The sequence below is a fragment of the Henriciella sp. AS95 genome, from assembly GCF_038900055.1.
Lineage (GTDB): Bacteria > Pseudomonadota > Alphaproteobacteria > Caulobacterales > Hyphomonadaceae > Henriciella.
Map to the genome: position 1 here is coordinate 810192 of NZ_JBBMQM010000001.1, position 11042 is coordinate 821233.

General features: G+C 58.6%; 9 protein-coding genes. 3 read left to right on the forward strand and 6 right to left on the reverse strand.

The features are described 5' to 3' along the window. Window position 1: 1 nt before the first annotated feature. Window positions 2–409: a YkvA family protein gene (locus WNY37_RS04260; protein ID WP_342972219.1), complete on the reverse strand. Its 408-nt coding sequence runs from the start codon at window positions 407–409 to the stop codon at window positions 2–4. Between the two features lie 66 nt (window positions 410–475). Here WNY37_RS04260 and WNY37_RS04265 point away from each other — a divergent pair, with 66 nt between their 5' ends. Then, window positions 476–1255: an SDR family NAD(P)-dependent oxidoreductase gene (locus WNY37_RS04265; protein WP_342972220.1), complete on the forward strand. Its 780-nt coding sequence runs from the start codon at window positions 476–478 to the stop codon at window positions 1253–1255. Between the two features lie 157 nt (window positions 1256–1412). Here WNY37_RS04265 and WNY37_RS04270 read toward each other — a convergent pair whose 3' ends face one another. From WNY37_RS04270 to WNY37_RS04290, 5 genes are all read right to left on the reverse strand, one after another. After that, window positions 1413–1973 carry a hypothetical protein gene (locus tag WNY37_RS04270; protein WP_342972221.1) on the reverse strand — a complete coding sequence of 187 codons (561 nt, stop codon included), beginning with the start codon at window positions 1971–1973 and terminating at the stop codon, window positions 1413–1415. 161 nt (window positions 1974–2134) lie between these two features. Continuing rightward, window positions 2135–3568 carry an aldehyde dehydrogenase family protein gene (locus WNY37_RS04275; protein WP_342972222.1) on the reverse strand — a complete coding sequence of 478 codons (1434 nt, stop codon included), beginning with the start codon at window positions 3566–3568 and terminating at the stop codon, window positions 2135–2137. A 133-nt stretch (window positions 3569–3701) separates the two neighbouring features. Continuing rightward, window positions 3702–4751: a phytase gene (locus WNY37_RS04280; protein WP_342972223.1), complete on the reverse strand. Its 1050-nt coding sequence runs from the start codon at window positions 4749–4751 to the stop codon at window positions 3702–3704. Window positions 4752–4830: 79 nt separating this feature from the next. Next, on the reverse strand, window positions 4831–7680 hold the full coding sequence (locus tag WNY37_RS04285; RefSeq protein WP_342972224.1) for a TonB-dependent receptor: 2850 nt from the start codon (window positions 7678–7680) through the stop codon (window positions 4831–4833). A gap of 166 nt (window positions 7681–7846) precedes the next feature. Beyond that, complete coding sequence (locus WNY37_RS04290; protein WP_342972225.1) at window positions 7847–9355, reverse strand: helicase HerA-like domain-containing protein; 1509 nt, start codon at window positions 9353–9355, stop codon at window positions 7847–7849. 125 nt (window positions 9356–9480) lie between these two features. On the opposite strand from WNY37_RS04290, the gene WNY37_RS04295 reads away from it, so the two are divergent. Both WNY37_RS04295 and WNY37_RS04300 read left to right on the forward strand, forming a co-directional pair. After that, on the forward strand, window positions 9481–9762 hold the full coding sequence (locus WNY37_RS04295) for a YrhK family protein (protein ID WP_342972226.1): 282 nt from the start codon (window positions 9481–9483) through the stop codon (window positions 9760–9762). Continuing rightward, on the forward strand, window positions 9759–10883 hold the full coding sequence (locus WNY37_RS04300; RefSeq protein WP_342972227.1) for an AI-2E family transporter: 1125 nt from the start codon (window positions 9759–9761) through the stop codon (window positions 10881–10883). Before WNY37_RS04295 ends, WNY37_RS04300 begins: the two co-directional genes overlap by 4 nt. The last annotated feature ends 159 nt before the right edge of the window (window positions 10884–11042 follow it).

The window sequence follows — 11042 nt, forward strand, 5'->3', positions numbered from 1 at the left end:
TTTAGTCTTCTTTTGGACTCGCAGGCTCTGGCAGGCCAAGCAGGCGACGCGCGGCGCGCCGGTGTTTTTCCTTGATCTGCGAGCCGACAATTCCAAGTGCTGTCGCAAGAACCGTGGCGTCGTCTGTAAAGCCGAGGCCAGCGATCACGTCTGGCAGCGCGTCAGTTGGCACGACGAAATAGCCTAGCGCCGCGAAGAGTACCGCCTTGGCTTTTTTTGGTGTCTTCGGGTCCATGGCGGCGTAATAGGACGCCGCAAGGTCATCGGCGAACGGAAGACGCCCGGCGACCTTCAAGAGCTTTGTCATGAATTTGCGCTTTGTCCGCCGGCGGTCTGCTTCCACATCAATGGGCAGGCGGCGCGGCTGGGACTCACCGTTTTCTATAATGATTTCCGTTGGGTTACGCATTGGCGGACGGCTCCTCACCCTATAGATCGCTCTCATCAGTCGAACCTTCAAGAGAGGCCCCGCATTATGAAACTCAATTCCGACATCAGCGCCGTCGTCACCGGTGGTGCTTCCGGCCTCGGCGCAGCGACCGCTCGCCGTCTTGCCAGCCAGGGAGTCAAAGTCGCGATCTTTGACCTCAACGAAGAAAAAGGCGAAGCCATTGCCGATGAGCTTGGCGGCGTTTTCTGCAAGGTGAACGTCACCGATGAGGCTTCCGTCGATGCCGGCTTTGAAAAAGCCCGCGCTGCAATCGGCCAGGAGCGCATCCTCGTGAATTGCGCAGGCACCGGCAATGCCATCAAGACCGCCTCGCGCGACAAGAACACTGGCGAGATCAAACACTTCCCGATCGACAAGTTCAATTTGATCGTCCAGATCAACCTCGTCGGCACGTTCACATGTATCGCGAAGTCTGCCGCTGGCATGATGACGCTCGACCCGATTGACGGCGAGCGCGGCGCGATCGTGAACACGGCGTCTGTCGCTGCTGAAGATGGCCAGATGGGCCAAGCCGCCTACTCCGCATCGAAGGGCGGCGTTGTCGGCATGACCCTGCCGATCGCACGCGACCTTTCCCGCGAGCAGATCCGCGTGAACACGATCCTGCCGGGCATCTTCAACACGCCGCTGCTGCAAGGCGCGCCAGATAACGTCAAACAGGCGCTGGCTGCATCGGTCCCGAACCCGGCTCGCCTGGGTGACCCGGCCGAATATGCTTCGCTCGCCGAGCAGATGATCACCAATGGCTATTTCAACGGCGAAGATGTTCGCCTTGACGGCGCGATCCGTATGGCCCCGCGTTAAGCGAGAGCCACGGCAAGAAAGAAGGCCCGCCCTGGACAGACCGGGGCGGGCTTTTTTGTTTGTCAGCTCAGATCAGACGGTCGGGCGATGTGTCAGGAAATCGCTGTTGCGCAGGAGCGCGGCAGACTACCATTTTATTGCTGTAGGCCGGAACCGATCAGTTGGTTGGCCGCACGATGCTCGGGCCAAGATTCGCCAGGACTTCACTGGCATTGAAGTAGGCCGGGTCGTCTGGTTTCGGGCCACTGCCCATCATGATCTCGGCGGAAGCCTCAAACCGGGTAACTTCCCGGTACTCGTTCGGGCCGCCCCAGAAGGGATCATAATAGCCCCAGGGATCCCGGTAATAAGGATGCACGATCCGGCCACGAGGGCCATAGAAGCGGTAATGCGGGTCGAAGTAGCTATAGTATGGCGCGTAGGAGCCGCCGACTGGCACAAGGCTGGAGTCAGCGTCCGTGGCGCGGCGAACCATATTGAAATAGTCGTGCCCGCTCTGAACGGTCAGTTCGGCAGCGCGGTAGAGTAGATAGGTCTCGACCGTCTGGCGATCTGTCAGGCTGTTGCCCGAAAAGCTGACGATCCAGCGATTGCTTTCGATCTTCTGGCTGGAATAGCCGCGATCACTCGGTGAAGCGGCCTGATAAGGTGTGGCGGTCGCGCAGGCGCCAAGCAATGCAAGGCTAGCGAGCGCGGGAATGAGGGATTTGGTCAACATGATATGTTCGCCCTGATAGTTCTGGCCATATTATACGTGTCCAAACTGAACGCCAGACAACGTGTTTTGCTCCTGTCTTCCTATGTGATGTGTCGACGGTACAATTGAAAGAGCCCGCAGTGTGATGGCTGCGGGCTCTGTCTTGTGTCTTGAAGCGAGGGTCAGGCCGGGCTGTGGCCGAGGACCGCTTTGACCTCAAGGAATTCCTCAAAGCCGAAGTCGCCCCACTCACGGCCGACGCCTGACTGTTTGAAGCCGCCGAATGGCGCATTCAGGTCGCCGCCAGCGCCGTTGATGTGGATGTTGCCAGCGCGGATCTTGTTGGCAACGTCACGGGCGTGGTCGATGTCGGAAGACTGCACGTAGCCAGCCAGGCCGTAGACGGTGTCATTGGCAATCTTGATGGCGTCTTCTTCGGTGTCATATGGCAGGATGCACAGCACCGGGCCGAAGATTTCTTCGCGGGCGATCGTCATGTCGTTGGTGACGTTGGCGAAGACGGTCGGCTTGGTGAAGTAGCCTTTATTGAAGCCTTCAGGACGGCCGGTGCCGCCGGTGACCAGCGTCGCGCCTTCGTCGATGCCCTTCTGGATCAGATCCTGAACCTTGTTCCACTGATTGCCGTTGGAGATCGGGCCCATCGCGCCTTTCGGAGCGTCGGCACCGGCACCAACCTGAACCTTCTCGGCCGTGGCCTTGGCGATGGCGATCGCTTCGTCTTGCTGGTCGCGCTGGACGAGCATACGGGACGGGGCGTTACAGGACTGGCCTGTATTGTTCATCATGTGCATGACGCCGCCAGCGACCGCCTTGTTGAGGTCTGCATCCGGCAGGACGATGTTTGGCGACTTGCCGCCCAGTTCGAGCGCGACGCGCTTAACCGTCGGCGCCGCCGCCTGAGAGACGAGCGAGCCAGCGCGGGTCGAACCGGTGAAGCTCATCATGTCGATGCCAGGATGCTGGGACATGTAGGCGCCAACGCCGGGTCCATCGCCATTGACGAGGTTGAACACACCTGGTGGTACGCCAGCATCGTGGAAGATTTCAGCAATAACCATTGCATCAAGCGGCGCAATTTCAGACGGCTTGAGAACCATGGTGCAGCCTGTCGCGATGGCTGGAGCCACCTTGCAGGCAATCTGGTTTTGCGGCCAGTTCCATGGGGTGATGAAACCACAAACGCCGATCGGCTCTTTACGGATAAGGGTCTTGCCGCGCTGCTCTTCGAATTCATATTCGCGCAGGATCTTGGCGGCGGTCATGTAGTGACCCATGCCAGCGGGGACCTGGGCGGCCTGAGCGAGCCACATCGGTGCGCCCATCTCGTCGGAAATGGCCTTGGCCATGTCGCTGCTGCGTTCCTTGATGCCCGCGGCAATCTTCTCGAGCAGTTCGGCGCGATACTCGACCGAGGTTTGCGAGAAGGATTCGAAGGCAGCCTGAGCGGCCTCGACGGCCTTGTCGACATCGGCTTCGGAGCCGAGCGAGATACGCGCAAACGGCTCTTCAGTGGCCGGGTTTTCGACCTCGAGTGTGCGCGGCTCAACCGGGTCGACCCATTCGCCATTGATATAGAATTTGAGATAGTCCTGCATATTCAGTCCTCCGGAGTGTCTTTGATATAGCTGGTGGATATCTAAGCGCGCAGAGGCATAATTAAAAGCGCTAACGCCCCGTGAAGCCGCGTCAAAACGCGTCAACGGGGCGCCAGCAGTCGTTCAGTTTGGCTTAATTTGTGTCGAGCCCGAGCGCCGCTTCGATCGCTGCCCAGTCGACGACCTTGAAGTTCTGATCGACTTCCGGGTCCGGATTGGCGTCGTCCTGAACGATGAGGATGCCGCGCGGATAGCCGGGCAGGGGCGCTGAGTTCACATCGAGACCGTCTGTATGGCTGACCGCGTCGACGCTGCCATCAGCGCTCTCGGTGACCGTGAAGATACCGCGCGGCGCGTGCGGGGCTTTCAGGTCGTAAACGACGAAACGGTCTGCGGCCTGTGCGGATGCGACGAGATAACCCTCGCCGTTCTCGCCTTCCCAGATATCCATGCCTTCGACATCGGCGACGAGGCCGTTTGCGGCGGCGATTGTGTCAACGATTTCGGGGGTGCTGTCGGGATCGCGCAGGTCGAGTTTCCAGATGCCGTGCTCTTCCTCGCCGATGAACAGCACACCGGCGCGATCATCGACGACGCAGCCTTCGAGCTGTTTCGGGCCGAACTGGCCGACCTGCACTGTGCGGACGAGGTCGGCAGACGGCGCACCATAGGTGCCCGACCTTTTCCAGATCTGGATGGAGCCATCCTTGTAGGTCGGGATGGCGAGATAATCATCGCCGATCCTGCCCATGCAGATGCCGTACGGCTCTTCCTTTTCGGTCGGGCTGTCGAACCAGTGGGAAACCGTCTCTGACGACGGGGCCATCGCGAACCATGAAATCGCGTTGAACTCGTCGTTCGATGCCGCCGCGATGTTGCCGCGGACATCGACATTGTTCAGGCGGCCAACATCCAGGAACTGAACTTCGTCACCAGACAGATTGTAGACGTGCAGGCCCTCCTCCTTGTTGGTGCCGAGGATCAGGCTCTTGGAGACGTAGTCGGGATTGACCCAGAGGGCCGGGTCATCGGCGCGGTCACCAATGCCGGTCATGGGAGCCGTTTCAAAGCTGGCGGCGACGGGAATTGCAGCGATGCCGTCGTCAATCCAGACATCGTTGGTTTCACAGGCAGTAAGGGCGAAGGCGGAAATGGCGGTAAGTGCCAGGGCAGAAAATCTCATTTGGGAATATCCTGTCAAAGAGTCCTGCGGGCCGGATACGCTGATCGCACCGGCCCGCGCAATCGATGTTTGAGCCAGACTAGTAAGTCATTCGGGCGCCGAAGACGACGGTGGTGCCGAACTCGTCATATTGCGAGAGACGGCGCTTGCTGCCGAAATAGTAGTATTCAGGCTCATCGGTAAGGTTCTTGCCCTCAAGGTAAAGCTGGACATGGTCGTTCAGCTTGTACTTGGCCGACGCTTCGACAAGCGTGCGCTCATCGGTCATGCGGTCGAGGTTTTCTTCGGTGAGCTCATCAAGCTGGGCACCGCGGAAATTCGCCGACACGCGCAGGTCCCATGGCCCCTTGTCGTAGCCGAGAGCGATGTTCCAGACCGTATCGGACTGTTGCAGGAACGGCACCTTGCGGCCATCCGGCAGCGTGCTTTCAGAATCGGTCAGCGTCAGGTTGCCCGACAGGAGGAAGCCATCCAGCGCCTCCGACACGTCTCCGAGGTCCTGGACATAGTTGAACTCAACACCGGTGATCTCGCTCTTGCCGACATTGATGTAGGTCTCGATCTCCTCGACATCGGCCAGCTGGGCATCAGTGAGATAGGTCAGGTCGACGGGCACGAGGGCGCGGAAGTCTGCGACCGGGATCAGGTCCCCATTGATGTCTTCATCGCGTTCATAGGTCGCCGGATAGATCGCATTGTCGATCTCTTTGTAGAAGACGCCCATCGACAGCACGGAGAATTCGGTCGGGTAGAACTCGATGCCGAGGTCGAAATTGTCCGCTTCGTATGGGTCGAGGTTCGGATTGCCGACTTCGAGCTCGTCGCGGTCGTCATTGAAGAGCGTGTAGGGCGCATATTCGCCAAAGGACGGGCGAACGACGGCAGCGTAATATGCGGCGCGGCCAATGATCTTGTCAGTAAAGTGGTACTTGGCGTTCACCGATGGCAGCCAGTGGCTGTAGTCGTTCGACACCTCGCGAGCCACAAGGTTTGCCGGATCATCCTCTTCGGCGAAGACGTTGCCGGTCAGATCGGTCTTGGTGTCTTCCATGCGAACACCAGCCACGAGGGTCAGATCGCCGATGTCGAATGTGCCCATGCCGTAAACGGCCGTGATCGTTTCCTCGATGGTGAAATCTTCGGCGAGGCTGTCGAAGTTTGTTGCGTCCTCGTCCAGTTCGAAGGTTGGGCCAGCCCCATTGCGCAGGGCGGTGGTCAGGTTTGCGTCCGGCCACTCGACCATCGGGTTCGGCAGGCGCCAGCCTGACAGGAGGCGTGAGCCAACATAAGGCGAGAGGTTAAGGTCTTCATCGGCTTCCCAGAAGATGACATTCGCGTCGCGCGTCTTCTCACGGTCCCGCAGCTTTACACCGGCTTTCCAGGTGACCGGCGTGTTGCCGATTACGCTGTCATACTCGGCGTCAAAGCGCGCGGCGACTTCCTTGTCTTCGTTGGTGGTCTTTTCCTCCTCGAATGCGTCCATGATGTAGTTGGACGGGTCGTAAACGAGAGAGAGCACGTCGCCGGAGAGGACGGGCGTTTCAGGGTTGCTGAAGTCGAACACGACATTGGTGTCGGTCAGGCCGGCATCGGCGGCCGCATCCTGAATGTCTTCAAAGCGGAACGTGACATCGTGATTGTCGCTGTCGTCTTCTTCGGCGTAGGCGTAGGAGACCTCGTATTTGAAGTTCCAGTCATCCCAGGCGGTATCGCCGCCTAGCGAGTAAGTCTGGATTTGACGAACTTCGCGGCGCTTGCGCGCCTCCGCATCGACTTCGTTCAGTGGAACGGTCTGCGAGCCAGGGGCAATGATGCCGTCATCCTCAGAGTCGTCGAGGTCCTTGAACTCAAACTTGTTGCGAACTTCGTCATCTTCGTAATTGTTGAACAGGGTGCGCAGATAAAGGTCGGTGTTCTCGCTGAAGCGCCAGTCGAAGTTGCCCACAAAACCGAGGCGTTGGCGGTTCAGGTCGTACCAGCGCATCTCGTAGTCGTCATTGAGATAGCCGATGCCGTCGTCTGTGAGTCCGAACTCGCCGGTTTCATTGTTGTGCGTTTCGATGCTGAGGTCCTGATAGTTGACCGAAAGGGCAACGCCGATTGTGTCGGCGAAGGTGTCTGAATAGGTCAGGGTTGCCTTCGGGGAGACCTCTTCGGTGATCTCATTGTACGCCCCTTCAATCTTGCCCCGGATGAACCGGCCATCACGGTCAAACGCGGAGATCGTCTTCAGGTCGATCACACCGCCAAGCGTGTCGGCGTCGACATCCGGTGTCAGCGATTTCTGGACTTCGATGCCGTCGAGCAGATCCGACGGAACGCCGTCCAGCAGGACGCCGCGGCGATCTTCCGGCGAGGGCGTGCGAACGCCGTTGATGGAGGCGGCGATGAGGTCGGGGTTGATGCCGCGAATGGAAACATAGCGGCCTTCACCCTGGTCGGTCTTGATCGAGAGGCCGGGAACGCGGGAAAGCGAATCGGCGACCGTTGTGTCCGGGAAATTGCCCAGTCCGTCAGAATCGATCACCGAAATGATGGCGTCAGAGGCGCGCTGCTGGTTGATGGCGCCGGCCTGGGCCGCCGAAGACCCAACGACGAGGACGTTGTCGAGATAGCGAATATCGCCGCCGAGGCGGAAGTCAGCCGATGAGTCGCCCGTGATCGTAACGGTCTGGGTGATCGGATCTGCGCCGATATAGGAAACCGTGACATCATACTGACCGGCCGGGACGCCGGAGAAACGATAGTCGCCAAAGCGGCCGGTGCTGGTCGTACGGTTCAGACCTTCGATTTTGACCAGCGCGCCCTCCAGGGCGGCTTCGCCGGATCCATCGGTGACGGTGCCTTCAAGCACGTCGGCGTGCGCCATTTGTGCCAGTCCAAGGCTGACAACGCTGGCTGCTGCCAGCTTACCGAGTTTGAAATTCATCGAGTTCACCCCTCATTAAGAATGAGAGGCGGCTATCAGTGTTACATGACTGTTCGGCGACGTTTCAGTTTCAGTTCTGCAACAGATTTTCTCAACTTTTGTGACGAGGATTCCGCATCACAGTTGCTCCGCATCGTGTGGTTGCGTGCAGCGCAGCAATTTTCGATCAGCGCTTTCGGCTGCCGAGGATTCCGCGAAGAACATAGCGGGTGAAGTCTCTGGCAAATGTGCGGGTTGCCGTCTTCACGGCCGCTTCTGCCGGGGTCTGACGACGCGAGCGCGATTTGGTGCGCGACTTCTTCTTCTCGATTTCCCGTTTGGCCTTTTCTTCTTCCTTGGCGAGCCGTTCGGCCTCCTTGGCGGCCTGCTCTTCCTTCTCCATCAGGATTTCGTAGGCTGACTCCCGGTCAATCGCCTCGTCATACGTCGCGGCGACAGGGCTGTCGGCCATGATCTCGGCGCGTTCCTTGTCAGTGATGGGGCCGAGGCGGGAAGATGGCGGGCGGATCAGGGTTCGCTGAACGACATGAGGCGCGGACTTCTCATCCAAGGTCGAGACGAGCGCCTCGCCTGTGCCGAGCTGGGTGATCACTTCTTCGGTGTCGAAATCCGGATTGGGCCGGAAACTGTCCGACGCGGCTTTGACGCCTTTGCGTTCCGTTGGCGTATAGGCGCGAAGGGCATGCTGAATACGGTTGCCCAGCTGGGCGAGGACGCTGTCTGGCAGGTCGCGCGGATTCTGGGTGACGAAATAGACACCCACGCCCTTGGAGCGGATCAGCCGGACGACCTGTTCGATCTTCGCCAGCAGGGCTTTGGGCGCATCATTGAAGAGCAGGTGGGCCTCATCAAAGAAGAAGACCAGCTTCGGCTTGTCGGGGTCACCGACTTCGGGAAGGCGTTCGAACAGCTCAGACAGCAACCACAGCAGGAACGTCGAATAGAGCTTCGGCGAATTGATGAGGCGGGTGGAGTCCAGAATGTTGACGATGCCGCGGCCATCGCGCGACGTGCGCATCAGGTCCATCAGGTCGAGCGCAGGCTCGCCGAAGAACTCCTCGGCGCCATCGCGCTCCAGGCCAAGCAGGCTGCGCTGGATGGCGGACAGCGAGGCTGTCGCGACATTGCCATAGCGAAGCGAGACATCGTCGCGGACCTCTTTCTGCCCGAGATGGATGAGGAGCTTTTGCAGGTCTTTGAGATCCAGAAGGAGCAGGCCCTCATCATCGGCATATTCAAATGCGACGGTGAGAACGCCTTCCTGAGTCTCGGTGAGGTCCATCAGACGCGAGAGCAGGGTGGGGCCCATTTCCGAGATGGTGGCGCGGACCGGGTGTCCCTTCTTGCCGAAGACATCCCAGAAGACGACAGGCGTGTCGTGATAGCTATAGTCCTCTGCAAAGCCGATCTTCGTGGCGCGGGACATGAAAGCATCGTGCAGTTTGAAATCTTCAGTGCCTGACTTGGCGAGCCCGGAAAGGTCGCCTTTCACATCGGCACAGAAAACGGGAACGCCCTGGTTTGAAAAGCCCTCGGCCAGAATCTGCAGCGTGACGGTTTTGCCTGTGCCGGTTGCACCTGCGATGATGCCGTGCCGGTTCGCGCGATTGAGAAGAAGCGTCTGGGCTTCATTCTGCTCCGGGCCGCCGCCGCCGACATAAATTGCATTCGCCATGCTAGAACTCCCTGCCAGTTGCCATGAAGCTAGACGCAATTGCAGGTATCGGCAAAGCGCGCAATGGCTGCTCCAGATGGAACAGGACAAACGTGCATCGCTTGTACACCTGAAAGGAGGACATCATGAGCAAACAGTCAAAGTGGCTCAATTTTCAGACCGACACCCATGCCAAGGTCTATCAGAGATATTCGTGGGTCTATGATTCCATTGACGCGCTCGCAGCCATTGCCTTCATTATTGGCTCAGCGCTATTTTTCAGCGATAAGACACAGAATGCGGGGACCTGGCTGTTCCTGATCGGCTCATTTTTCTTTGCTGTCAGGCCGCTGGTTCATTTGGTGCGGGACTTTCATATGGCGCGGTTGCCGGTAGAAGGTTCGGAGGGGGGAGACACTGACGAATGACGATGCGATCCGGTATTGTCGGAATATGGATCATCGCTACGGGCGTGATCATCGCGATGCTTTACCAGTCACGGTCCATCCTCGCGCCATTCGCGATGGCGGTTTTTCTTTTCCTGGTGATGGAGGGGTTCGCAAGGGCGATCCATAACCAGATCGGATTCGTAGGACGAACGGTAAGCCGGGCATTCGCCATTCTTGCGGTCTTGTTGGGGTTCGGATTTTTTATCGCCTTGCTGGCGCAGGGGATCGCTCAATTTGGCGGGCAGGCGAGCGATTATGAGACGCGCATCAACGAGTTGATTGCCGACATCTATGGCGTGCTGCAAATGGAAAGTGCGCCGACGCTGACAGAAATCGTATTCAATGACACGGGTCAGAAATTCGTCGGCACGATCGCGACTGCCACCGGGGACCTTTCAGGCGACCTCGTCATCATTCTGATCTATGTTGCCTTCCTCTTCATCGCCCAGTCCGCTTGGGGCGCAAAGCTGGATCGGCTGTTTCCAGATTCCGGCAATCGCGACCGGGTGCGGGAGGTGGGCGATGCGGCCCGCAGAGGGATTGAGACCTATCTGTGGACCCAGACCGTCATATCGGCGCTGATCACAGGCCTGACCTATGTGACGCTGCTGGTCCTTCGGGTTGAAAATGCCCTATTTCTGTCGGCCCTGATCTTCGTTCTGAACTATATTCCGACGATCGGCTCGATCGTTGCCGCTTTTGTCCCTCTGTTGTTTGCGCTGGTGCAGCCGCAAGTGCCGGCCTGGATTCCGGGCGAAGGGACGAATGAGGGCTATATCTATGCGGGCATCGTGTTTCTCGGCGTCAGCTTCTGGCAGTTCATGATCGGAAATTTCGTGCAACCAAGGATTATGGGCGAGACGCTGAATCTGTCCGCTCTGGTTGTTTTGCTGTCTTTGGCGATCTGGGGCGCGATCTGGGGAATCCCCGGCATGTTTCTGTCGGCCCCGCTCACTGTTCTGCTTATGATCTTGTTTTCACAGTCTTCTTCCACAAGATGGATTGCAATCTTGTTGTCTGCGGACGGAAAACCGGGTGATTTCGTTGCTGAACATGGCCATAGTGATAGTATTATCACTGCAGAAACTTCTGCTGACTAAGCTTGGCAAGATATGGGGATCAAATCATAGTGTTCATTCGCAGCGGCACCTCTTGCCACTGCTCTTAGATCAGGCCTCCGCGTGCGTCCCCCCACCCAGCCTGCGGAGAGTCTGTAGGGCCCGTCAGACACGTCCCCGTTTGGCGGGCCCATCCCGATC